Origin of the sequence: Paenibacillus hodogayensis (assembly GCF_039536325.1) — a bacterium.
Classification (GTDB): domain Bacteria; phylum Bacillota; class Bacilli; order Paenibacillales; family NBRC-103111; genus Paenibacillus_AB; species Paenibacillus_AB hodogayensis.
In genome coordinates this window covers 58,790-83,569 of the sequence record NZ_BAAAYO010000017.1, presented here as the reverse complement: position 1 = coordinate 83,569, position 24,780 = coordinate 58,790, and the positions used below count along the sequence as shown (strand labels likewise).

The following is a 24,780-nucleotide window of genomic DNA, read 5'->3' as shown; positions in this document are numbered from 1 at the left end:
TATCCGCAGCGGGCCATTCGGACTGAAGAATATCTGTACATCATCAATTTTGAGCCGGACCACTGGCCAATGGGCGCTCTCATCCAGAAATGCATTCGACAGTTATTTCCAAAATCTTTTGTCTTCTTCATTAGATTGACTTTTAAGCACTTCTGCCCGTTCGTAAACATGCCGCCTGGGCTGCAAGCGGGAATCCAATATTCTACCCGAATACACAAACTGCCCCTTGTTTTATTGGGCTCAATCGCTTAACTACTCTTTTAAGTACGCATGGACAAGTTGTCTTGTCGGGAATAGGATAAAGTTCTTGTCACCCGACAAATGTCAAGAACTTGATAACATTCCGACATTTCCGCCGATTATTGGTTTTGAAATTAGTTGGTAATTTGGTAATATATAATAAGAACTCTTACTGTTACTCTCAGTAAGAGTTCTCAATTTTTGGGGTTGAGGTGAATTTATTGAAGAAGTTCGGTTGGTTCATGATCAGTGTATTTTTCAGCGCCCTACTGCTTCTCGTCTTCACTACAATTCTAAGTGAGAAAGGTGATTCTGGACTTATCTTTTCGATTTGCCTAGTAATTTCAATTCAAGCTTCGGTAATTATTGCGTTAATAATAGATTTCAATAAGAACACAAAGATCCGATGAATAAAAAATTCACAGTAAATCGCGCCATCGCCCAGTAACGGGTCGGGTGGTTTAATAAGCTCTCGACCCTCATCGGTTGTAATACTTTTCAGGACCTCTTCAGGAATTGTGGTTGATTTTACCATTTATGGATAGCTCATTAAGGTCCTCCATTCATCCGTCCCAGGTTTTATCGGATAATCATAACCAGCAACTACTTTATTCATCTCTACTTTAGTATGATCTGGCGCAGAGTAAATCAAAGTTGGCCCCTTAGAATATCCTGCGAAAAGAATTAAAACTAGGAGAAATGAAATTAACTTCAGTTTCATAAATTATTCCTTTATTAGTTAAGTTATAAATTAATAATTATACTTTACCAAAACATCATAACAGCGAAACTGTAACTCTGGAAATAAAAAACAACTATAATTGAACTAATCTGCCCGTTACTTCAATAAACATCAAGAGGAGCTGTCCTTGCGGCAGCACCACGGGGTAGTACCAGCGTCGCTGTCACCAGGGGCAAAATGAATGGATAAATATGCCAAATATAAGTGTTGGGAATTTCGCTTTGATTGGAGAAATACCAGCGTCTCAAACGTATGGAATAAACCTATATAAGATGAACTGAAGAAGACTTTGATATTTAAGTCAGCAAACGGTCAATCACCCGCTGTGGCGAAAGGTTGATTTGCTTCATGAAATCAGTGACATGCTTTCGAATATGATAGAATTTGCTGAAGAAAACATTGTTAACAACGTCATGCTTGAGCCACTTCCACAGCCCTTCGACCGGGTTCAGTTCGGGACTGTACTTCGGCAGAAAAACCAGCGTTAGACGTTCCTGTTTTCGGAGAAAAGGTTGCAACCGGTCCGCATGATGAATTCGAGCGTCATCGAGGACCATCACGATTTTGCCTTCCGCATATTCTTCAAGCACTTGTTCCAGGAAGCACTGAAACGCCGCAGCATCACACTGTTCGACCTCCTGCTGCGTGACCTTTCCGGTCTCATAGTGAATGGCAGCCAGCAGTTTCGCACCTTCGTGGCGTCCGTACGTTGGAATCTTCCGCTGCTGTCCTTTGGGAAACCAGTTATATTGCAGGGCCAGATAAGCACGGATCATCGACTCGTCTTCGAAAAGCAAATGATCGATCTCTCCATGCACGATCTGCTCTTTCAGCTCCGGCAGCGTAATTTCACGAAATACGTTTTGCTCGGCCGAGTTCGCGCGGGCGAGTGTATACGTCGCTTTGGTATAGCTGAATCCAAGTCGCTTGAGCAGTTTGGATACACCTTTTTCCGTAAACGACTGGCCGAATTGACGCTCGATCCATGAAGCCAGAATGGCAAGCGTCCATGTATGCCGGGCATCGAAGCCGACATCGACGGGCTTCTTGCTGACAATCGTCTCTGCGATTTCCTGCTCCTGCTCATCGGTCAGTTTTCGGGGACCACCGGGAGAGTGACCCATTTCGAGGGCAGGCAAGCCGCCTTCTTCATAACACTTGCAGTAGGTGCTGATGGATTGGTACGTTCTTCCGAGGATGTCCGCAATCTCGGTATAAGTTCGACCCGTCAAATGAAGACGAACCGCCAAATATCGCTCATACTGACGTGTGCTGTCCGTTTGTTTCATCGCCACGGTTAGCTTCTGAATTTTCTCTTGAGTAGACATTGTTCATCCCGCCCTTCGGTCGTCTTTCTTTTTTTTACCCGAATTGGCTGGTTTGACGCTTTGTTGAAATCATGAGTTCATCTTATATACATTTATCTTGTTGGGTTGTTTACGTTAATGGCCAAAGACAGAGCTAGGCTGCCGACATTGATCGGTAGCCTAGTTACGGAAGCCTTCGTTTTATGGATATTTTCCCCATATGGTTTCAGGATTATCCTGCCATTTCGTTGAGCGACGGCTTCGATAAGACAACCGCCGCTGCATACCTAGAAATAACGACGATACCGTTCTCGTCGATGGCATTAACCCCAATCTTCCCTCGACTTGCAAGCTTTTGTCTAAAAAAGAAAAAGCCGCGATTTACGCGGCAATGAGCGGGACAATGTTCATCTTTGAAACGCTTGCAGCGGCCCGGCATATGGCGCATGTTCAAATCGACATGGGTTCTCCGTTACCCGCGGGTCCTGCTGCTTGTGCAGCACCTCCATCAGCTCCACGTTCAGCTTCTTCTTGATGTCCGAATATTCCGACCTGTCAGCCACATTCTCCATATAAAAAGGATCCTTCCGCAAATCGTACAGTTCCTCATACGGGCGTTTACCGAAGCCCAAACGGAACAGCGGCTTGATCTCCTCTTCATTTCGGTGATGAATCATCCATGCTTTAGTTGGGCTAGCATCCATTTCGGCGTAGGCGACTCCGGTTTTCCAATGCAAGTCCTCGTAGGAGGGAGGCACGGTATTCGGATTGTCCAAGCCACGGGGAGCGCCCATTGGCCAGCGGTCCGGCTCAAAATTGATGATGTACAGATATTCCTCAGTCCGAATGGCCCGCTGTGGATAAGGCAACTCGCCTTTGCGAGCGGAGGGGACATGCCTCTCCCGGCCGGTCACGACAAAGGTGCGCCCCGGGTCCACCTGACCGCTTATCTCGCTCAGCAGAACCGGCAGCAGACTGCGTCCCGTCATCGATTCTGGAACCGGCATCCCCGCCGCCTCCAGGAAGGTCGGCGCCAGATCCATCAGGTTCACGAAGTCGTCGATGACCCGTCCCGGCTGGATATGACCCGGCCAACGCATAGCGAGTGCGACCTCGCAGCCGATATTGTACAGATTGCATTTGCCTCGCGGCATTCCGGGAATCCCGTGGTCCCCGCTCACGACGATCAGCGTCTCGTCGAGCTCGCCTAACTCCTCCAGCCGCTGCAGAATAATGCCTAGTCCGGTATCCAGCGCTAGGCATTCGCCCAAATAATCGCAAACATCCTCTCGAACCTCCGGAACGTCCGGCAAAAATGCGGGCAGCCGGCCCATGAGATCGTCTGGATTCAGCCCCCACAGCGCCTTGCCGGAACCCTGCTCCCACGAACGATGGGTATTGGTCGGACCCCACCAATAGCAAAACGGCTTTCCCTCCGGCCGGGATTCCATGAAAGAGTCAAAGTTCATTCGAACTTCGTCTAGAAGCTCTCGCTTGGCTGCTTCTATCCCGATCTCCTGCGCGCGCTTGGTGGCATGGTGAGAAAACTTGCCGAAGTTGGCGCCACCCGTTACATACGCGGTTCGCTTCCCGCCATACGGAGCATTGGCGGTTTTCCCGGGAGACCACACTTTGTAAGTGTGGCCGATGTGGTAGCCGTTTTTCTCCAGCTCAAGCGGATAAGTCGGAATCGTTTCGTCCCAGACGGCCCCGAGCAGAATGGCGCCGAGACCAGTCTGCCAAAAATATTGGCCGGACAGCAAGGAACTGCGGCAAGGTGTGCAGCTCGGCGCCGGAACGGAGGCATTCATAAAGAGCGCGCCTTCTCGGGCGATCCGATCGAAACTCGGAGTGGAGATAAGCTTATTGATAGAATCAGGTCCTTCGTGCTCGGCATAAATGCTGGCATAGCGTCCCCAGTCGTCGGCGAAAGCAAACAAGATATTCAAATCGAAATCACCTTTCCTTAGAAAGATTTTTACGTCTCCTCGGCAAAATAATCATTCAAAATCCTTACCTATACCACTCACTCCGTTTGCGGAATGTCGATGGTTTGAATAGGTCTTCATCAACCAACTTTTAAAAGGTACCCATTCACTTCTCCACCTTCGAGAAATTACCATCCACCGTCTTTCTCATCATGAGTTACAAGTAATATGGGGCATGCAATTGATACAATTCAATCGCTAAAGCTTTAATACGTTCTTCGAGCATATTGGGCAGCCGTAAGCTAACAGCGTTTCAATTTTTCGAAAAAGTATATCATCATTTGTTGAGGCGAGTGAGCCAACTTTCGGTCTTTTATCAATTGAAGATAACAAGCTCGCTTCAATAACAAACATCAATCGCGTCTTCTTTTCATAAATTGGGAAGGAAAGGAGGGCGGGACGCAGATGGTTATTAATGATGTTTATGAAGAGCGGGCGATCTTTCTGGCTGCAATCTGCGGTCAAACCTATACCCAATTTACCAATACAGATGGTTCCTTCGTTGTTCCATTACATTATTCAGTCAACTATACGTTTCAAATGAAATCGGTCGCTAATATATGGGAACGATTCGGATTTATTATTGAATCTCCGAAAGAGATCATTATTGCGTTTCGAGGAACCAGTTCAACGAGTGATTGGATTTCTGATATCATTGCCTCACAAACGAAGTTCAAATATAGTAAGGGAGACTGTTACACGCATCGCGGCTTCACAAATATCTATTCTTCAGGTAGGAGCGGGATTATCTCCGCGCTCGCCGAGCTATCACCTAATAAAGCATTATACATTACAGGTCACAGTCTCGGTGCGGCACTCTCGACGTTATGCGCTTTTGATATTGTGGCGAACACCGTTTACAGCTCGCCCAAACTGTTTACGTATGGATCTCCTCGAGTAGGAGATCCGGCTTTCGCGAAAGCTTTTTCAAAGTATGTCCAGAACAGCTACCGTATTGCCAATCCATATGACGTTGTCACGCATACTCCGCCATCCATCTACAAACAGCCCAAACGGGATGAAAAATTTTACTACAGTCATGTTCGAACCTTCGAATCACTGCCTTTCCAAAATGGTGCAATAGACCTTAATCACGCGATTGATAGCTATTTCGCAACGCTCTCCCAGCTTAAACCGATATTCGCCCAAAGGTTATGTTCATCGAACCCTGGTTTCTGTCCATCCTAATCCATGCACTCCCAAATAAGTAGTTGCAGCAGAAGCTAGTCCTCGCAATGAAAAAGCCCCGTATCAGAAAAATATCTTAGTAAATTGAAGAGAGACATTGGAAAAATTCAACCGGTGTTTCTATCGGAGCTTTGTAATTTCTTCGACGATGTGATTAAACTCTCCTGCCTGTTACTTCAATGAATAAGAGGAGCTGCCCTCATTAGCAAGCTCCCCCACACTATCGTCTCCGTTAGAATTCCTGTAAAACGAATAATTTGGAGTTTGAACAAAAACGAGCGCCTCTGTATGATGGGGTTACGCACGAGGTCAAAAGCCTCAAAAAGCCCATCAGGAGGTCGCTAGCGTCATCGTTGGCATGGAACCTACCGGCCACTACTGGTTTAGTCTTGCACGTTGGCTCCTCGATCAAGGTATAGAGCCCGTTTTCTGGTACATGGTCAAAAACGGGTACTATTCCCCTGTTCGTTTCCATCCCGAAGACTACGAGGAACTGCGTATTCTAATGGCAAATCGAGAGACGGTTACCAAACGCCTCAATGCTGCGGTTAATCAGATTCATCGTTGGGTAGATATTGTTTTCCCTGAACTTCGCCAGGTCTTTAAAATTCTTACTTGTACCAGTGCAATAGCAACACTTAGGCTCTTCCCTTTACCGAAAGAAATCAGTAGACTAAGCACGGAACAAGTCCTTGCCGGTTGGAAGCAATATGTAAAGCGTCATGCTGGTGTGAAACGTGCTGAACTGCTCATTTCACTAGCAAAAACCAGTGTGGGTACCACTCAAGCACTTCATGCTTATAAGCTCCATCTTGGGCAATTAATTGAAGAATATGACCTGGCTCAGCGTCAGCTTGAACAAATTGAGCATGAGCTCCGAATCATTCTTGAACGCATTCCCTATGCACACAAACTCCTTGAAGTACGAGGTATTTATGTAACAAATCTAGCTGGTATACTCGGCGAAGCTGGCGATCTATGTGGCTATGTGCATGGCAATGCCTTGCTTCGTCATGCTGGGTTAAATCTTGCTGAGGCTAGCTCAGGGAAATGGCGAGGAAAGATGGTGCTTAGTAAGCGAGGCCGGCCACGCTTACGTCATTTTCTTTATCTCATGACGATGAGTATGGTCATGACAAATCCGGAAGTTCGAGCGGCACATCGTTACAATGTAGAGGAAAAGAACCTGAAGAAGATGAAATCCATCATGAAATTAATTGGTAAGGTTGCACGAATGCTAATCGCTTTGGCTAAAAGCTGTAATGCTTACGAACCAAATAAGGTATTCTCACAAGCAGCATAAATCCACTTTTTCCTCATCAGCTCATGCATTCGCAGGATGACAAGAAGCACGGAGTATCGGGAGATGTTACGCAAAAGGGCTCGGACCCGTTCCGTTAGAAAGACCGACCTCCACCCCTTAGTTAAGATGTGACGAAGGAATGAAAGGGCTTTGACCCGTTGAGACATGGGAGCGTGAATCGCTAGGGCGAAGTGGAGACGTGCGCATTATGGAACAATATGGGTGATCCCTATTCACCTTTATTTCCTCATGCCCGTTCCCCCCATCTACGGGCTACCGCTCTCCCTCATCCTTTTCTTCAATTTAACTATAAGGATGAAATCCTGCGAATTCATGAGTCTGAGTGAGGAAATTGATTCATTTCGAGGGAGCGTAATGATTCGAAATTCATATTGATACCTGATCTGTTGCTGACACGAATAATTGAATCTAGTTGACTCTTGGGATATTCAATCCATCCCCTGCTCATTACTTGATTACTTATTTCAAAAGAATGATATCCTGGATAGGTCTTAAACTGCTTCAAATAATCTTGAATTTGTTTGATCATATGAGCTGAGTTAAATAATTTTGAGTCAAATGCAAATATTATAGCCCCTTCTCCCCAGGGTTTACCTGGTGCATTTCCAAAAAATCCTCCAGTTAATGCACCTGCAATAAACTCCATACCCATAGCTAACCAAAGACCTTTAGTTCCACCCAAGGGCGGAAAAGATCCGCAACTTCGATCTCCTTCGAGAATCTTATACAATATATTTAAGTCTTGAGATGCCTCACCATTTGCATCTTGTACGATTCCAGGAGGAAGTATTCGATATTGGTCAGCATATTCTTTTAGCCCGACCGCTGAGTGACGAATATCATGAGTACTTAAAGAACCGTCAAATAAAAAGGGCGGGGTACCTGGTGCACATATTGCAAGCGGATTATTACCAATAACATTTAGATCGGTAATGCCTTTATTCAGTAATGGGTTGTTTTGCGTTATTATTAACCCTATTTGGTTTGCTGATAAAATCGGTTTTAATCCTTCCCCAATGATGTTCGGTTTAGGCACCGCGACGATCCCAATTCCATACGTATCAGCTAGGGATGATGCAAGTGACGCACCTTTCCTGGCGACTTCATCAGGCCAATTTCTATAAGTAGAAAAAACACGAGCTGAAATTGGTGTAATATGCTCCGTTGTGACTTCCAATTGCTTAGTCACAATTCCGCTATTAATTCTATCAATAATTGATTCGAGCCGTGCAGTACCTCTTGGAAAATCACCAATAATATCACGATTGATTTGTATTTCTGTCCACGTGTTTACAACATAGTCATCTTCCACCCATTGACGTAGAATACTCTTACACCAATGAGTCATCTCAGAAATACTTATTTTTACTGACTCAGGCATTTTAGTTGCGCTCCTTTCCCTTTTTCAAAGTACAACCGAACATCTTTCTTAAAAATTATTTTTCCAATTATATCCTTCCACTCAGATGCATGCAACACTTATTTTTAAACATTCTTTCAATTTATTACTACTCTAACGAGTTGGATACTGTAGCTCAACTTTTTTGCCCGTCCCTCGGCATCTCAAAAGTACTTTTCGTTAAACAGCTGCACGAGTTTTGCAGCCAGCGCCTCCGCCGCTTCTTGCTTAAAGCCTGTTTTGAAAAAAGTATAGGGACTGAGTTGAGATCAAATATGCGATCTGCTGTCCCGCCTAATCTTAAATATTGCCGCGGATGGGCGGGATGGATACGCCCTTCGTGATCATGCTTGTCTGGCGTTCCTAGAGACTCGGACCCTCGACGAACTGTAGATAAGCAAAACGTACGATTAGTGAAGAGAACAGGAGAAATGTAAGCATGAAAAAGACATTTAACCTAATACTGAAATGGCGACGGTTTCGAACTTTTTCTTTCGTACTTCGGTTTTATCATTAATTTCCATACCGTTCCCTCATTCCGTCACTCGATATCCACCCTTTAATTGTCATATATTCAGACGAATTCCTTTTTAGAGAGGTGCAATCTTTATCCCTGCACAATAAGAATAAGCAACCTTACGGGAATGGCGGGTATCCGAACTCAATACCAAGTTATTTTTCAAAATTTACGCTTCCGAATCCATGAGACCGATGAATTCCCGGATCGGCTGTCGTCTATATAGACGAAGGCATAAATGAACACAACTAATTTGACGAAGAGGTGTTTTGAAAATGGCATTAACGTCCGCATTCACGAGCTTCAACCTGCCTGTAAAAAACGTAGAACAATCGAAAGCGTTCTTCACCGGACTCGGATTCGAGCTCAACCCGCAATTCCCCGAGAACGAGAATTCGGTAGCCATCGTGATCGGCGACAACCTGCAGGTCATGCTGATCAATCAAGCATTCTTTAATACGCTCACGGAGAAGGAATCCGTCGATACGAGCAAGTATGCGCAGATGACGATCGCATTGGCCTTCGAGAGCCGGGAAAAGGTCGATGAAATCGTGAATACCGCGGTCTCCTTGGGCGGGAAATTGCACGCTGAACCTGAAGATCATGGGTTCATGTATCATTGGGGCTTCGTGGACTTGGACGGCCATCTGTGGGCCATTAACTACATGAACATGGATGCGGCACAAGGTTAAGGCTAACGGAGAGCACGCTCGTACTAGGGTTCAAAAAGAAAGACGCCGGGCATCTTCCCCGGCGTCTTCTTCGTGATGATTAGTTTTGTTCGGTATAGGCTTTGAAATTGTCCATGATCGCTTGCCAGCCTGCTTGCTGGAACTCGACGGGATTGGAGCTTTCCGCGTCGAACGTTTCAATGACCTTCGTCTCATTCCCTTGATCGACGAAAGCAATATCCACTCTTCTTCCGTCTTCCATGGTGTAACCGATCGCCTCATGCCGATTCACGACATCGTAGACGCCGCCAAAATCAAAGCCCATGCTGCCATCCTTCGCTTCCATCCGTGTCAGAAACTTGCCTCCGACCCGCAGATCGTTTTCGGCTCTCGGCGCATGCCAGTCCTCGGACGCTTGATTCCACTTCGTGATGTGATCCGGCTCGGTCCAATAGCGCCATACCTTCTCGACAGGGGCTTGAATAACGGCTTGCACGGTTACTTTCGTAGGTTGACTCGTTTCCATTTTAAATAGACACCTCTCTCATGATATTCGTCGTTTGGTTATTCTCAATGATATAGACGTATGCCAATGACGAAATTCATCGGTCAATTCGCTCAGGTAGCCCAAATCGCGAAAATAATGGCGTATGAATGAAGTTTTGAACGTGCAGGATTTGATTTTCTTTGGTTTCGATGACGTGGATGCCCCAGGGTACCAGGCCAGAGCCCTCTTTGCCCGGCATATACTGGGCCAACGCCGGATAACCGCCATTCACCGTAATGGGCACAAATCGTGAACCTTCGCAATGCCAGCGAGTAAGTGAATAGAAGGCGGACAAATCTTCCTTGCCGCGGATCCACATCTCGAAGGGCGGCATCGACATGCAGCCTTCCTCGTGGAACAACGCGACGAGCGCAGCAATATCGAATTGCTCGAAGGCCTCCACATACCGGGACAGCAGCTGCTGCTCCGGTTGAACGACCATGCTGCTGAGCTCATCCGAGCGAAGCTGCGCCCGGTCCATCGTCTCTCGGGCTCTTTGCAAGGCGCTGTTCACCGCTGCCGGCGACATCGCCAACGTTTCCGCGATCTGCTTGGAGGACCATTCAAATACATCCTTCAAAATGAGTACCGCGCGCTGCCGCGGAGGCAAGGTCTGCAGGAGAGCGATGAAGCACAGCTGAAGGGTATCTCTGCGGACGAGCCGATCCTCCGGATTGCCCCCAAAGTCGGGAGATGGCCAGATCCAGGCAGAGTCCGGCAGCGTGTCGCGCGGCTCGACGATGGCGACGGCCGGATCGAACAGGTCAACGGGAAGCGCGCGGCGTTTAGATTGTCTCAGCTTGTCCAAGCACAGGTTGGAGGCAATCCGATAGACCCAAGTTTTGAACGAGGAATCCTGTCTGAACGTGCTCCAGCTCTGCCAGACCCGAATACTCGTCTCCTGAACGGCATCATCCGCATCGTCCATGGAGCCTAGCATTCGGTAACAGAACGAGGTTAAGCCCGGCTTCAAGCTTGCAAATAATGGTTCGTCAAATGCGGTCTCGTTCATCGCGGCCTCCCTTAACGATCTCCCCGAAGGGCGGTACCTTCATTATATGCAATGAAGCGGACAGCTTCAATCCGAATAAATAGGCAGGATTATGGGTTCATTTATCATGGGTGCTCCGGCTGCCGTAGCAGGCCGTGCGCCCGGTCGATCGGCGACCGCAATCACGTAGTGGAGCACATACAGCTCCCGCGTATAGTCGGGCAGACGCAACGGGTCTTCGCCGGCTCGAGTAGCTCCTGGAGCGCCAGCAGGCAGGCGATCCAGCGCGGCGGCGTCCGGTCGGCGTGGCTCGGCAGCGCATCGGAGTCGCCGCGGCCGGACTGACGCAGCCACCACAGCGCCGCGCCTTCGTCGTCCGTGCCAAGCGCGGCGATAAGCAGCTAGAGCCTTTGCGGGCTGCGGACGTAAGCGGCCGTCCAGACGCCGGTCTCGCGTTTGTCATCGCCCAGCACGACCCACGGGGCGTTCGGCCGGCTAAGGTCCGCCTCTCCCAACACGCCGCACCGGACCAGCCGTCTTTGCCGTTGAGCCGCCGGTAGCTCGCTTGGCTGGACTCCGGCCGCGCAGCACATAGCGGCGGCCGTGCCGGCCACCTCGCCGACGAGGTGCATATTGGGCTGCATGCGCAAGCCCGTATGTACGTTGCGGTCCATCGACAGCGCCTGGCAGCCGATCAGCAGGCCGTCCAGCCCTTCCGGCATTCCGGCAGGAAGCAGCAGTACGGAATGTCGCCGCCGATTTTCTGGCTCCACTTGTTCATAACACCAAATGCATCGCGCCATCCCACTCCCGTCAGGCCGTGTAAGGAACACAGGCCAGCGCGCATAAGTCGCCATTGGCCGTACAATCGATAGTGACCACTCGGCTACCGAAACCCTCTGTCTACCTAAAACGCAGCAGCAGCCGAGAGCGCCTTCTCTTCCCTATTCAGCATTTCAAGCGTCATTGAGATTTCCCGTTCATTTATATTACTAATGGTGTATTACTAAGCACAAATTTTTCAAGCGCAACTGCAACACCATCATTATCATTTGATTCAGTTATTTGTTTTGAACAATCTTTCAGTTCAATTATCGCGTTTCCCATTGCGATTGGAGATCCGCACATATGGAACAGTCCTAAATCGTTAAAGTCATCCCCGAAAACCATAACATTTTCTGAATTCACACCAATATCGTCAAGCACCCATTGCACAGCCTTTTCCTTTGATGCTGACTTTTGCATAATTTGAATCAATACGCCTCCATCAGTTGCAATTACGTTCACATGATTTCCGAATTGTTCTATTATTTCTCTCCATGAACTGTAGCCATGCACTAATATTTTTGTGGGGGAGATTGAACTAATAAACTCATTCTCAACAACCTGGGGTGAGGGATCATTTGGTCGAAGACCGAAGTGAGCACGTTGCGAGTCGGGGATTTGATTACCCGGATACCATGAATCATTAACCTCATATGAAATTAACGATTGAGGAGCATTTATTTCGATGAATTTGCTAATCTGTTGGCTAATGTCGTTTGGGATACTTATGTGCCGATTTGATTGCTTTGACTTACATGTTACCAGAGCACCATTGTAATAAACCAAGTAGTCTACAAAAGGAAAATCCTTTACAAATTGATTAGCATCTCTAGGCGGCCGCGCCGTGGCAACAATAATATGTATTCCAGAATCATAACATTTTTTAACAGCCTGATAATTCCTAGGAGATATCGTCTTATCACTACTAAGCAAGGTTCCGTCTAAGTCTAGTACAATCGCCTGAATATCAGTCATCTATACCCTCCTTAAAATAAATTAAATTGGAAGAATAATACTACTTTTGTTAAACACCTGTCAATGCTTAATTTGTATTGTCCAGCCACTTTGACGAACAACGACAGCCGGCTATTGTTGTCGTTCTAACAATAATCGAATTCTGTACGAGCATATGATTCGACAAAGTCAATTTCTGATATTCCGCAATAAGGTGTGTTTGGGTAGGTAACAAACCGGCGTATAACAATGGGGAGTTGAAACATCGTTGTTCTTAGATGATAATAAAGTTATTTAAAATGGTTGCAAAAAATGCAGTAAACCCGACCTATGATGCGGGCCGGGTCAGAATAGAGTTGTTTAAAAGCACTGAATCATGTTCCTCGTTAGAGTAGTGATAAAACTACTATCTCAGGCAGCATAGTCCCTTCTAGGTTGATACTATAAATTTCTCGACCTATTATTCGGTGTATTCCGCAAGATTCTCCAGAGTGGACCTCAAACCAACGTCGTGATCTTCCTTCCGAATTCCTTCGGGTACGTTCTCACAAACGACAGTAACATTGGTGCCTTCTGGAACAGCTGTTAAGGTCCATGTCATGATCATCTCTCCGGCGTAAACGGGGTCCTCAGACTCGAATTCTACCGACCATACAATTCGCTCTCCCGGGGTGAGCTCTAAGAATCTCCCTTTGGAAATGTCAGTATTTTCCGAGGTCTTGCCCTCTATTGGATGGTCCGTTCCGATATAAGATAGAGATATGCGATAGGCTCCACCGGCTCGAGCGTCGAACTCGAAGATATGGCCTTTCATACCCTTCGGTGGCAGCCACAAAACCAAAGCCCCAGGGTCCACGAATGCCTTATAGATAGTTTTCGTTGATGCTTTGATGATTCTCGAAGCAGAGTCAACTCTCTTCTTACTCGACTCATTTGTCATAACTTCAACCCTCCAAAGTTGCGTATTGTAATGGCCTTCAAATAATAGACCAGTGCGCCGACATCATAGAAACACTGACTTAGAAACTGTTCAGACTGTCTCACGACTTTATGCTTCGCAATTCGTGTAATTGTATTGATTACTCCGCTTGAAACAAGTCAAATTGATTACCGTACAAATCCTCAAAACCGACCCCTTTTCCTCCCGGAACTAGGGTTGGTTCTCCGTGGAACACGACACCACGTTCTTTCATTTCAAAGTAGTCGCCTTCGATATCATCTGTTTCAAACATGATCAGGACTTGATTAGCGCTTTGTTTGCCTATCAAAGCTCTTTGGTCTGGTGTGTCCGCCTTTACAAGTTCAAATAATGTTTCATTACTCTCTCTCGGAGCGACCGCTAGATATCGCGATCCCGGACCAAATTCCATATCCGAGATTACAAAAAAAACAAGTCTTTCCGTATAAAATTGTTTGGCTTCCTCCTGATCTTTCACTAGAATCGTAAGTTGGGCCGCTTTAAGAATCATGTCCCCAGTCCCTTCTTTCTTTGATATTTCGAAATCAAACTTTTATGATTAAATTATACCTTCTAAAGAAGAAATCGGGTTCTTATCGATTGCGAACCTGTTCATTCAACGGAATTAACATTCACTATGCTGCCCGTTACTTCAATGAAAAAAGCAGCTGATCATAGTGACCGGCTGCGCTCATGTCCCATTTGAACTATCGTCTCCGTTAGTTGAGTCTTATAGTATCCTTCCATTCAGTTATAAGGTATGAGTTTCCAAAAATTGAAGAATAGTGTCATTTACTAAAGCTGGATATTCCCTTACCATGTGAGGTCTGTGGCTTTCCTCGCAAGTTGAAAGCCAAGCCCCTGACCACGCACTGATTTATTCACTTGGATTGAGAGCTCTGCCAACCCACCCCCAAGAAATGCGGAATTACACAGTCCCATCACACTTCCATCTGATGACAAAGCGATCCATCCAACATCATGTTGCAGATAATTTTCTGTACTTCCCCAAAGACCTTGTATCTCTCTACGCAACGATTCATGTGACTGAAGCATCGCTGCATCTATTCGAAACATGTCTTTGTTGGTTTCGACTGGTCCTAGAGTTTCGAAGACGTGTCTGTCAAATTTAAATTGTGTCCTGCTAATACGAAATACCTTATAACCAAATATGCAAAAAATTAATTCATCCCATGTTTCGGAGGCAGTTGACCAGAATAATTTAAAGTTACTGGAAGAAACATTTGAAAAAAAATGTTCTTTCATCGTAGCAATAAATCCTTCGTTAAATTCCTTATCGACAGCATGACCAATCAAACGCCCCCCGATGAAATCGCTGGAAATTACAGCGGCACACTGAGGATGATCTTGGTTGTCTACAAAGACGATGCCATCAATCGTTTCTTCTAAAATTGAGAGTGGATAGGGCGTAAACACCGATTCCATCCCAGAGAATAACCCCTTAACAACATGATATTGATCTCTTTCAATGCGAACAAAGGACATTTAGGACTCCTCCATTGGAAAGATTCTTCCTTTAGTTACATTGTCACACAATACGGACCATTTTTTCAATGAAATAAGGCAGCAGCAGCCGCGTAGTCTGTTCCCTAGTTTCGTCACACTAATGTATCCGTTAGTTCAATCATTGGAAGATCACCTTACTCTTAAGGTATTTCTAAAGTCATTATCGTCTGTTATATATGTCAATGAGTCAACCTTGAGCGATGCTGCATTAACGTACAATTCACTCAAGGTTTTAAGATCTTTACAATAAATTGACGTGTATACTGAATCCACAATTAGAAAAATTAGTTCGCAGTCGCTTACTAGAAAATCTTCGTAGGTGTTAATATCAAATGAATTGGTGTCTAGAGGGAAAGCCTTTAGATCAGCAAAGACTATATATTGGGGTTCAACAGTATCGATGATTTTAAATAGTTCCTCGCCCCTGAGTATACTTACATCATCTGAAAATAACCGTATTAAGTCATTATCTTGGTATTTGTATTCCTCTCCTGAACCAATAGACCATTTGTATTTCTTGAAATCAATCGGCTTCAGAATATTAAATAGCCATTTATCGTATTCGTTTGGGATCAGAAAACTAATACCCCTCACATTTTGTCCCATATTCTTTCCCTTTCTAACACCCACTACATTGTCCGGCTGCCGTCGTGTAAGGATCGAGCTATCTCACCCGTTAGCGCACACAAACTATTTTACGTCATCTGAGTCTGCATCGCCGAATCGACTCCATCGAACACTTGCAGCGAGAAGCAACCGCTTGGGAAACGAATCGCAATCAGGCACAGAAGTCGGTACACTGGCATTGCACTACGGAGCAGGCCAGAGGAAAATTAAAGCATTTATACCCTGTAATTTGATCCGGCCAAGGTACTAGAGAATGAATCTGTTTCTTAACGATTCTTTTTTCATTGAATTCGACAAGATTAGGGGGAATTCCGCTTTAATCCTCCATCCTCATACAGTGTTCTCGCAGTCATACACAGTGACCGCTTGCCACTCCCTCATACTCGTCCAAAAACCATTCGGCGGCTTTGATCATATAGACGGTCACTTCATTTTCCTTGAAGGAGACGGTCATCTTAAGCGAGCCCAGATGAATATCCGTTATATAGACCAGCAGATTAAGCTTATGCTCTTCTACCCATGCTGCCGATGAAAGGCAATCATAGCCTTTGCCGGATACGGTTCCGATTCTTTTGCCGTAATAGTTCGTTTGAGGAAATGGCCCTTGAACCATCTTGCCTATTCCAAATCTCAGACGGTGTTCGCCCGAGGCATTCTCATATTCCCATAGACCTTCATCTCCTAGAAAACTAAACCGCATCCGCTTGAGTCCCATCGTATTTTCTTGGAAGGCATACCAGTTTCCAGCCACCTTCCGTTCAAAGGAGGAAGTGTGATTACCTGTCTGTGGCAATATCTCTAGCGTTTTCAGTTTTTCTTTCAGGATCGTATAGGTCGCATCCTCCTCTGGTAGCGGATACTCAGTAACAGCATTAAATATCTCTTCGCGAAACGCGTGAACAATGTTGACCTCTGCATTAGGGGAGCCCTGCGTATCGGCTATACAAGCAAAGATTAGATCCTGTTCGGGAAAGCAATAGGCAAGCTGGGACCCCATCCCTCGGAACGAAAATCCGTTATTCCTCTCTATCCAAATTTGATAGCCGTACCCGTGATGGCCTGTGATGGAATTATCCATTTGCTTCGATGTAGCTTCGCGAATATACGATTCCGAAATAAGCTGACGCTCATTCCAACGGCCTTTGTTCAAGCAAACATAGGCCAGTTTGGCCATATCCCTCAAGCTGCAAATTACGCCGGACCCTCCCCACGATGTGCCTTCTGGAGTTTGAACACACCATGCATCCTGGGAAAAGCCGATTGGATCTAACAGCCGCTCGCGCATATACGACAGAAAGGTAAGCCCACTGATCCGTTCCACAATCGTGGAAAGGGCTACTGTAGCCGAGGTGTCGTAGGAAAAAAGGGTTCCCGGGATGTGCGTTGGCTTGCTGTTCAAAAAAGTGGCGGCCCAGTCCGTATCATGGCGAGTATACGTCGTTCTGATATGAGGACTTGCCATCATCAATAGGTCTCTTACGGTGGCTTGAGCCAGATAAGGATGAAGGGGATCCGGCAATTTATCCTTGAAGAAGGCGACAACCCGGTCATGTAAATTAAGTTTACCTTCATCAATTAACAACCCTATAGCTAAAGACACGATGCTCTTGCTTACGGAATACATGCGATGCATGCTAGTCTCCGAAAAAGGTGACCAGTAGCCTTCAGCGGCTATTTGCCCCTGTCGCAACAACAAAAATCCATGCATGCAGATTTGTTCCCTATGTAATTTATCCATAAATCGAAGGATAGACGATGAGGGAATCCCTAAACGTTCAGGCGAGAATGACAGCGCAAACAATTCATTTTGGTTCATTTGCTTCTCCAGCTCCTCTTTTCATAATGTTTCGTAGGTATTGTGTCGCTGCGGGGTCGGATCTCGTCAAGTTAAGCAAATCGTAAACAATCGCCCCTTTCGGCCGAGTAAGGCTTATGATGAAAAACCCTGATCTCCTAACGAGACCAGGGCTGCAACTCGACTTTTGAAGTACTAGAATTTTTTTAATCAATTAACGGTGACATTCGTCGTCCGTTGACTCGAGTTTCCTGCTTGATCCGTCACCGTAACTTGAACGACATGGGCTCCTAACTGACCTGCCCAATTCAATACTGTTCCCGGCACGTAAGGCTGGCCATCGACAGTAACCACCTGTGAGGCAACACCGGATAAGCTATCTCCGCTTACAATAGTCAGCGTAACGGGCTGGCTGTCATCAAACACCGCGCTCTCCATCAGCGGATTTCCGTTCGCCGATACCGTAAACGTCGGTGCAATCTTATCGGACTTCACTGTTATGGATTTGGCGGTTTCTGCATTGCCCGCCTTATCTATCGAGCGATACTGCACATCATAGATGCCGTCACCAAGCACAAGCGGTGAAGCGTATGCTATAAAGCCAATCGTCGGTGGCGTGCCGTAAACGCTCTGTACGACGGTTAACGCATATTGGGTCGCATGGATACCGGCAATGTCATATGAGGCTGAGAGCGAAACCGTGACGTCCGATTTATACCATCCTCCCGATCCGGCCGTTCCGGACACAGCTGCAGAGCTTACAGGCGGAGTGGTGTCCGGCTGCCACTTGGCGTATAGAACGGTATCCGCTTCGACTGGTTTGCTGAAATCAAACTTGTTCGCATATGTGGCGTCGAACCAGCCTAAGAAGGCATAAAATTCTTTTGTCCGCGTCGGAGGGGTAACGATTGCGCCGAGCGACATTCCGTTTGCATTGACGGTCGCCGTTTGTTCGAATGCCCCGTCTTTAAAGGTAACATTATGGCTCGCGTTATAACTGCCTTCCGTCACATATACCGAAATCGGCAAGGAAAGACCATCTGCCAATTTAACCAAGAAGGCTCCTTTCCCTTTTGCCGGTTGACCCGTTAATACATTAAACTTCGAATTAGCCAGATCAACCAGACCTTTTGTTATCGTTGTTCCGAATTGTCCGCCCATGAAATTTTTACCGATTTTCTTGGGATAGCCAGTTACAGTGAGCACCAGGTCGACACCCTCTGTAATCGTGCCGCTGGTACCCCCTGCAGCATTTGTAACGGTAAACCAAACATTATCGTTGTTCTTCCGTAGATCATATTTGGTTCCGGTCGGAATACCGTTCGTTTTGATCGTGACGGTTTGAGTTGTATTCCCTGTAATGTTGACCTGATATTTGTTGCCATCTGACCTTAAAGCGGTTGGTCTGGTAGGAATGATCACATCTTTGCCGCTTTCGATAGCTCCAATATCAGGTGCGGAGCCTGAGTACGAAGCACTGGTTACAAAGTTAGGAATCGTGGTGCCCGCATCAAAACCGAGACTCCCGCTCGTTTGGCTATAATCCCCTTCCGTTCTGTTGGAGAACGTCGCCTTTTTGCTCGAATCGGGTGCTATAGCTGTTCCGGTCTTTACCCCGGTGATCCCGTGAGGCTCAACGGTCGGCGCAGGTCCGCCGGTACTGGTATTATTCGTGGATGTCGAAGCTCCGTTAAGCAAGTCGTAATCGTAGCTAACGCCGGGATAATTGTACATATGTTTAAGCGTAATTACGTTCTGGCCGCCAACAGGACTATCTTGGGATTCAATGATATTATTCCGATAATACGGTCTGTATAATTGAGCGTCTTTCCGGGTTATGTGCCCCATTGGACTAATGATTGTATTGTTAAACAGATAGTTAACGCCCAATCCCATTCTCCAATCAGCAGGATCTGTTCCGTGCTTGGTTACTCCTGTAACCAATCCCCATTCGTCACCCAAGTTCGTGATCAGATTTCTAAACACATACACGGGACCTATATAAACCGAATCCATCCCTAAGCCGCCAGACATGCCCTCTATTTTGTTGTTGTAAAACCTTACGTTCATATTCGAGCCTTCTAATTCCATGCTGTCGGCTTGACCAAACGCCAAATAGTTTCCGTATACGTCGGAATCGACCCCGATACCGCCGTCTGTATCGTGATTTCCGTAAGTTTCAATGAGAGCGTTAAAACGGTGATCGTCGCTTCCGACAATGTCGTTGTATCGGATCACGACGCCTACTCCTCCTCTTGCATACATGCCGCTTACACCTTGCGGATGTTTTTCATTCCATTCGAAGAACCCCGGCACATTTTCGTACCATCCTCTACCTCCGCCGGCATTCCAGGCATTGGATTTTGTTCTTGCATTATGGATAAAGTTTTTTTCAATGACGAGATAACTGGCGTCGCTTACATGGATACCCGAGTCATTGTTGACAGGCGTGGAGTTGGCCGAATAAACTTGCCCTGTGCGCAGGTCAACAGCCAGATTCGGATTTGAATTGTTGACTATCGTTTGCTTTCCCAAGTAGAGAGTTGCTTCTCTTCCGAAACCGGAAATATCACAATTGATAATTCGGATGTGGTGACTGGAACTGAGAACCGAGATCCCGCTCCTTTTGCCTCCCCGGATGATGACGTTTTCCAAAATTACATATTCGGACTGCGCGATCATGACCGCTTCCCAAAATTCATCGGTTACTTCGACCACAGTAGTTCCGTCTCCGATGATACGGATATATCCGCTTGCTGTTCCTCTCAACCCTTGAACGGACAGAGGTTTACCCGGCACATAGATGGATGAGAGAGGGATGTCCGTTGCGATCGGGACCTCTTCTTTCCATGTTCGGATTATATCGGTGTACGTAGAATTGTCCTTAAGGACTTTCACTTGCACTTCATATTCCGTGTCGGGCTCAAGACCGACGATAGAGCCTCTGAAATTCTTGTTAGCCGAATCGTATGCCAGAGAAAGGCCTTCTTCCCATGCCACAGCTCCAACTTTCCTGAAACGTACCTCATTAGCAGGATCAAGTGGAACTTGCATGGTGTTAGGAGATGCAACTGGAAGCGTATACGTAATTGAATCTCCGGCCGTATATCCGAAATAATCCAGATACACGCTTATATTATTGAACGTACTTCTTAGATGATAGGTGTAGTCGGGTATACTGTTACCGCCTCCGACGACTGTGGAAATGGTGGTTTTAAACCACTTATCCGGCGTGATGCCGTCTGAGTATTTAATTCTAACGCGAATGATTTCGTTGCCGGGGCCGCCCGCATAACTAATGCCTCCTTCAAAGGCGCCTATTGCCGCATTATAACCGGGCTTAGGCATTTCAAGCCAAGCGTAGCCCGTATTTCTCGGTTTAGCAGGGATGACATAGTTGGCCGGATCCGCCGATTTCCGCCATACCGTTACTACAGCATTCGGATCGCTAAGCGGAATCCTATAATAGCCGTCTCTCGATTTTCCTACGGCTGTTATATCAACACCAGGCACGGCTGTAGGTATAGCGGCCTCATCGGTAATATGCCGGTTTTCATCATAGAGCATTTCCGCCGTATTGCTCCCGGCATTCCACGTGTATGTGGCTTCAAACGCATACATGAGCGTATCCAATGGGATAAAACTTCTATAGCCGTCTTTAAAGGGCATTGCGGTAGTAAGGGTTGTAGTCGTTGAACCGTTATTTACTGTTACTTGATTGCTTCCGTATTCGGCTGTCATTTTATAGTAATCATTTTTTAAAACAAATTGCGTGTGATCGGTAGTTTCATAAAATACCGAATAGAGATAATGAGCCATTGCCTCGGCCGATACCCAGATTTTACCATCGATAAATTTGGGCGGTAAGTCCGATTTCACTAATTTGCCGTTCACCGTTATATTGATCGGCGAGGCCGGGCTTGTAATTGTAACAGGCGCATGCGTATATCCCGCCCATATCGAAGTAGGAAAAACAAGCGAAAGAAGTAAGGCAACAACAAAAATAAATTTCAACCTTGGTTTCACCTTGTTGGCCATTTCAATAACATCCTCCCTTTTTCGATTTGCTGATTGCCTCCTGGAATATCTGGTTGCCGGTAAATCCATCAGAAAAATATAAAGTACTATTCACCCCTCCTTTTTCACAGTTTCGCAGGTATTGTGTCGCAATGGTAACGGAGTCTCGTCGAGTTAAGAAAAACATAAAACAACGCTCCATTCTATTCAATCAATCATTTTCCAATCGGTCCTTATTATTCTACAAGCCCCGGCGTTTTCTCCATTCCAAGTTGGACTTCTTTTTCACAAGGCACACAAATTCTACAATGGGTACAATTCAACTTTTCCAGCAGCAGCTCACGAAAAGCCTCGCTGTCTACATCGATACAGGCCTCGACATTTCCGCGAGTGTTTCCCAAGTCCAGCCATATACTCTCTTCCGGAGCTATTGCAACGGTTTGGCCGGTACCTACACGGTGATCATACTCGACCGTTACTTTCATTTTTCGGGTGGTAACCAAAGAACGGTTCAATAATAGGGAGACGGCTAGTGGATCTTGCATATGTGTTTTATCTTGACCGGTTTGACGGATATCCGGTCTCTTGGTGCGAATCACTTCAAACCATTGTTCCACCATGTTCGCCAGCATTTCGTTCAGCGGATTTCCTGATTTTCGCAACAGGTCGCATTCATTTTGCGTGAAACCCACCTTCATAGTAACGTCTAATCCAACCATCACAATCGGTGCCTGGGATGAAAACACGACGGAGGCCGCTTCGGGATCGCGCTTTACGTTAGCTTCGGCAGGGTTAAGCCCCGCTCCGTTGCCCCCCAGTCGGTGAGCTCCCCCCATCAGGATAATTTCCTTGACATGTTGGATGATCCTGGGCTCCCGGACCATGGCCACGGCAACATTAGTCAGTGGACCGAGAGCCACAAGTGTGATTTCCCCGGGATTGTCCATAATGGTCTTGATCATGAAGTCAACCGCATGCCCTTTCCATTCCCTTCCGATGTCAACACCTTCATCCTGGCGACCGGCCTCCCAAGGCAATCCGTCAATGGTATGCCCGCCAGGACGATTGCGCAGCATCGTTTCGCTTAATCCGGGATAAACGTCAATGTCATCCCTGCCTCCCAAATGCAGGATCTTTTGTGCAAAGCGGGCGCGCGGTATCGCATCTCTATAAACTGTGGTCACGCCTTCCAGCTTGATTTCCGGTGAGTTCATGGCGAGCGCAAGGGCTATAGCATCGTCCGGGTCCCCTCCGAGTACGGCTCCGGTTCCAATATCCGTATCGATTATGATTCTGTTCGCAGACATATCATCAACTCCTCTTCTATAGGTGAGGTTGTTTCATCCCATACTTATTGGCTGCCTACAATTCGGCCAGCATCCCTCCGTCAATGACCACACCGGTACCAATGATAAACTTGGCTTCATCACTTGCCAAAAAGCAAATAAGGCTAGCGATCTCTTCGGGTTTTCCGATTCGGCCCAACGGCTGGGAGTCTTTCCATGCTTCGTTCAGATCCGCATGGAACAATCCCCCCAATTCGGCATATCGATTCAACATGCCGGTATCGGTGGCCCCCGGGAGGACGGCATTCACGCGGATCCCCTGCTTGGCATAATCGATGGCCATGCTTCGGGTCAACGCCATCAATCCTCCTTTGGATGCGGCGTAGGCGGCATAATTGCGTATCGTAGCCTGAGCATGTACGGAAGCGACATGGATGATCACGCCCCCGCCTGCATCGATCATAGGCGGAATCCCGTATTTCCCGAGCAGAAAAGCAGACGTTAAATTGACATTGAGCGTCGTATGCCACTCCTCGACCGATAAATCCACGACTCCCTGTAAGGATTCAATGGCGGCGCTATGGACGATCCCGTCCAGCCGCCCATAGGTATCGACCGTGGTTTGGATCAAGTTCCGAATATCGTCATGCTGCCCGACATCCGTCTTCACGAACAACCCAAGTCCCGCCAGACCTTCAATCTGCTCCAGGGTCTCTTCGGCATGTTGCTCCGACCGGTTCGCGATGACTACGCGAGCCCCTTCGCCAGCCAAGCGTATAGCGGTTGCCCGCCCGATTCCGGTCCCTCCGCCGGTAACGATGAACACTTTGTTATCGAATCTCATGGCATCGCATCCTTCTTTACGGATTCAGAATGATTTTGCTGAAAGGGGATTTCCCCTCCACTAAATGCTGAAAAGAGGCGGGGCCTTCCGTCAAGCTGCGGGCAGCCGTCCACGGATCCATTCGGATGTGACCTCCGGCCAACAACTGAACCGCTTGTTGGAAATCCGCGTTGGAATACGAATAGGAACCGATGATGGATACTTCTTGCCGCACAAGGCGGCTCATCAGGATCGGCGATTCCTCATGCCCCAAGCCGACCATAATGATTGTCCCGCCGGAATTAATCAGTTGCAAAGCTTGGTTGCGAGTGGCCGTCACGCCGACACAATCAATGATCGTATCGATTCCTTGCGGCAAGCAGTCATTCGCCCCGTTGCCCAATCGTTCCGGCGTGACAACGTCCGCCCCCAGCGCCTTGGCATGGTGCATGCGCGCCTCTTGCCTCTCCACGACCAGAACTCGATTGGCTCCCATCCTCATCGCTGCTTGCACGGTGAGCAGCCCGATAGCTCCGGCGCCGAATATAAGGACATCCTCAAACGGCTGGAGACCCAGCTTGACCGCATGGATGCAAACCGCTAACGGCTCCGCCAAAGCAGCTAACGAGGCGTTCATCTCCTTGGGAACGGGGTACAAATTGCTCAAAGGTACTGCTACATAGTCGGCAAAGGCACCGGGCCGATGAACGCCGATCAACTCGCGCCTGCGGCATAGATTATGTTTCCCCTTCGTGCAACGATCGCAGCTCCCGCAAGAGATAAGCGGATTCGCAACGACCTTATCCCCTACGGACCATTCGGATTTGTGGCCGGATGGTCCGACGACTTCGACGATCGTTCCGCAGAACTCATGGCCCATGATGAGCGGAGGAATCCTCACGCTGCTATGGCCCAAATACCCTTCCAATTCGCTCCCGCAAATGCCTACGGCTTCCACCTTGATCAGGGCTTCGTGCGGGCCCGCCTTCGGCAGCTCTTGCTCTTCGACGCTGATTTGCCCAGGTCCGTGATAAACCAAAGTTTTCATGATTTC

The 24,780-nt window shown here is 47.2% G+C and carries 18 protein-coding genes and 1 pseudogene; 3 read left to right on the top strand and 16 right to left on the bottom strand.

The window, feature by feature from the left end; genetic code table 11:
* Window positions 1-1,278: 1,278 nt before the first annotated feature.
* Entirely contained in the window at window positions 1,279-2,310 is a 1,032-nt protein-coding gene (locus tag ABD796_RS31190; protein WP_344915845.1) for an IS630 family transposase, read from the bottom strand.
* A 386-nt stretch (window positions 2,311-2,696) separates the two neighbouring features.
* Window positions 2,697-4,238: a sulfatase family protein gene (locus ABD796_RS31185; RefSeq protein ID WP_344915843.1), complete on the bottom strand. Its 1,542-nt coding sequence runs from the start codon at window positions 4,236-4,238 to the stop codon at window positions 2,697-2,699.
* A 444-nt stretch (window positions 4,239-4,682) separates the two neighbouring features.
* On the opposite strand from ABD796_RS31185, the gene ABD796_RS31180 reads away from it, so the two are divergent.
* Together ABD796_RS31180 and ABD796_RS31175 are read left to right on the top strand one after the other, a co-directional pair.
* Window positions 4,683-5,465, top strand: coding sequence for a lipase family protein (locus ABD796_RS31180; RefSeq protein ID WP_344915841.1), 783 nt, complete (start codon window positions 4,683-4,685; stop codon window positions 5,463-5,465).
* A 346-nt stretch (window positions 5,466-5,811) separates the two neighbouring features.
* Window positions 5,812-6,768, top strand: a pseudogene (locus tag ABD796_RS31175) (transposase); the annotation flags it as partial.
* 331 nt (window positions 6,769-7,099) lie between these two features.
* Here the strand turns inward: ABD796_RS31175 and ABD796_RS31170 are convergent.
* A complete protein-coding gene (locus tag ABD796_RS31170; protein ID WP_344915837.1) occupies window positions 7,100-8,170 on the bottom strand; it encodes an Ldh family oxidoreductase in 1,071 nt (356 codons plus the stop codon).
* A gap of 810 nt (window positions 8,171-8,980) precedes the next feature.
* Between ABD796_RS31170 and ABD796_RS31165 the strand changes: the two genes are divergently transcribed.
* The gene (locus tag ABD796_RS31165; RefSeq protein ID WP_007729208.1) at window positions 8,981-9,397 is read left to right on the top strand and encodes a VOC family protein; all 417 of its coding nucleotides are present in this window, start codon (window positions 8,981-8,983) and stop codon (window positions 9,395-9,397) included.
* A 79-nt stretch (window positions 9,398-9,476) separates the two neighbouring features.
* On the opposite strand, the gene ABD796_RS31160 is transcribed toward ABD796_RS31165, so the two are convergent.
* The 13 genes from ABD796_RS31160 to ABD796_RS31100 all read right to left on the bottom strand — a co-directional run bounded on the left by ABD796_RS31160 (window position 9,477) and on the right by ABD796_RS31100 (window position 24,774).
* Window positions 9,477-9,902 (bottom strand): SRPBCC family protein, encoded by a 426-nt coding sequence (locus tag ABD796_RS31160; protein ID WP_028548475.1) that lies wholly within the window; start codon window positions 9,900-9,902, stop codon window positions 9,477-9,479.
* A 76-nt stretch (window positions 9,903-9,978) separates the two neighbouring features.
* Window positions 9,979-10,935, bottom strand: coding sequence for a sigma-70 family RNA polymerase sigma factor (locus ABD796_RS31155; protein WP_344915829.1), 957 nt, complete (start codon window positions 10,933-10,935; stop codon window positions 9,979-9,981).
* Between the two features lie 380 nt (window positions 10,936-11,315).
* Window positions 11,316-11,687, bottom strand: coding sequence for an FAD-dependent oxidoreductase (locus ABD796_RS31150; protein WP_344915827.1), 372 nt, complete (start codon window positions 11,685-11,687; stop codon window positions 11,316-11,318).
* A gap of 211 nt (window positions 11,688-11,898) precedes the next feature.
* On the bottom strand, window positions 11,899-12,714 hold the full coding sequence (locus ABD796_RS31145; protein WP_344915825.1) for a Cof-type HAD-IIB family hydrolase: 816 nt from the start codon (window positions 12,712-12,714) through the stop codon (window positions 11,899-11,901).
* A 439-nt stretch (window positions 12,715-13,153) separates the two neighbouring features.
* Window positions 13,154-13,633 carry an SRPBCC family protein gene (locus tag ABD796_RS31140; protein WP_344915823.1) on the bottom strand — a complete coding sequence of 160 codons (480 nt, stop codon included), beginning with the start codon at window positions 13,631-13,633 and terminating at the stop codon, window positions 13,154-13,156.
* A gap of 139 nt (window positions 13,634-13,772) precedes the next feature.
* On the bottom strand, window positions 13,773-14,162 hold the full coding sequence (locus ABD796_RS31135; RefSeq protein ID WP_344915821.1) for a VOC family protein: 390 nt from the start codon (window positions 14,160-14,162) through the stop codon (window positions 13,773-13,775).
* A 302-nt stretch (window positions 14,163-14,464) separates the two neighbouring features.
* The gene (locus ABD796_RS31130; protein WP_344915819.1) at window positions 14,465-15,157 is read right to left on the bottom strand and encodes a GNAT family N-acetyltransferase; all 693 of its coding nucleotides are present in this window, start codon (window positions 15,155-15,157) and stop codon (window positions 14,465-14,467) included.
* 150 nt (window positions 15,158-15,307) lie between these two features.
* Window positions 15,308-15,808, bottom strand: coding sequence for a DUF2691 family protein (locus ABD796_RS31125; RefSeq protein WP_344915817.1), 501 nt, complete (start codon window positions 15,806-15,808; stop codon window positions 15,308-15,310).
* 346 nt (window positions 15,809-16,154) lie between these two features.
* Complete coding sequence (locus tag ABD796_RS31120; RefSeq protein ID WP_344915815.1) at window positions 16,155-17,621, bottom strand: serine hydrolase domain-containing protein; 1,467 nt, start codon at window positions 17,619-17,621, stop codon at window positions 16,155-16,157.
* A gap of 189 nt (window positions 17,622-17,810) precedes the next feature.
* On the bottom strand, window positions 17,811-21,638 hold the full coding sequence (locus ABD796_RS31115) for a stalk domain-containing protein (RefSeq protein WP_344915813.1): 3,828 nt from the start codon (window positions 21,636-21,638) through the stop codon (window positions 17,811-17,813).
* 215 nt (window positions 21,639-21,853) lie between these two features.
* A complete protein-coding gene (locus ABD796_RS31110; protein ID WP_344915811.1) occupies window positions 21,854-22,924 on the bottom strand; it encodes a nucleoside hydrolase in 1,071 nt (356 codons plus the stop codon).
* Window positions 22,925-22,979: 55 nt separating this feature from the next.
* Window positions 22,980-23,747 (bottom strand): SDR family NAD(P)-dependent oxidoreductase, encoded by a 768-nt coding sequence (locus tag ABD796_RS31105; protein WP_344915809.1) that lies wholly within the window; start codon window positions 23,745-23,747, stop codon window positions 22,980-22,982.
* A gap of 16 nt (window positions 23,748-23,763) precedes the next feature.
* Complete coding sequence (locus tag ABD796_RS31100; RefSeq protein WP_344915808.1) at window positions 23,764-24,774, bottom strand: zinc-dependent alcohol dehydrogenase; 1,011 nt, start codon at window positions 24,772-24,774, stop codon at window positions 23,764-23,766.
* Between the last annotated feature and the right edge of the window lie 6 nt (window positions 24,775-24,780).